General features: G+C 21.0%; 2 protein-coding genes. Both read right to left on the reverse strand.

Going from position 1 to position 599, the window contains the following annotated elements; all coding sequences use genetic code 11:
* Positions 1-39 precede the first annotated feature (39 nt).
* Positions 40-267: a hypothetical protein gene (locus RI68_RS01830; RefSeq protein ID WP_017193553.1), complete on the reverse strand. Its 228-nt coding sequence runs from the start codon at positions 265-267 to the stop codon at positions 40-42.
* Positions 268-327: 60 nt separating this feature from the next.
* A partial coding sequence (locus RI68_RS04145; protein ID WP_222813010.1) for a hypothetical protein occupies positions 328-599 on the reverse strand: 272 nt, incomplete at its 5' end.

Here is a 599-nt window from a genome sequence, read left to right on the forward strand (position 1 = left end):
TTTATTTATTATTTCTTTAAATAAATCTCATCTCAGTCTTTAGAAAAGGAAAATAACGATGCAAATCAAATTAACTCCACATACTAAATTATGGTACCAACATCTTTCTTTATAAGTTTTATAAAAATTCTCTAAATCACAATAATATTCATATTCTTTCAAATAAAGTTTTTCAAAAGATTTTTTTTCACAATCATTTTTCCATTTTTCAAAATTTTCAATTCTATCTATTAAAAATTCTATAGTTTTTTTATTTCTTATAAACATTTCAACTAAATACCAAAGACTAACAAGTATTTGGAAAAAAAGATATAAATAAAAGATAAATCAAAAGCCATTCATATTTTTGAGGTATTTGTTCTTCAATAAAAGTATCAATATAATATCTTGTAAAGCTAACAAACAAATTAAAGAACCAGAAATTAAATGAAAAATACCTAATTCTAAATACAAACTATACATCCATATGGGCAACTTGTATTTGTTACAAATACTTAATATGCCTAAGAAAAAGGAAATCATATATAACATAATGGCGAAATTACGATGCTTCTCATTTAATCTAATTTTACGTGAATAATATAAAAAATAAAAATAAT

Origin of the sequence: Vaccinium witches'-broom phytoplasma str. VAC (genome assembly GCF_000309405.1) — a bacterium.
Lineage (GTDB): Bacteria > Bacillota_I > Bacilli_A > Acholeplasmatales > Acholeplasmataceae > Phytoplasma.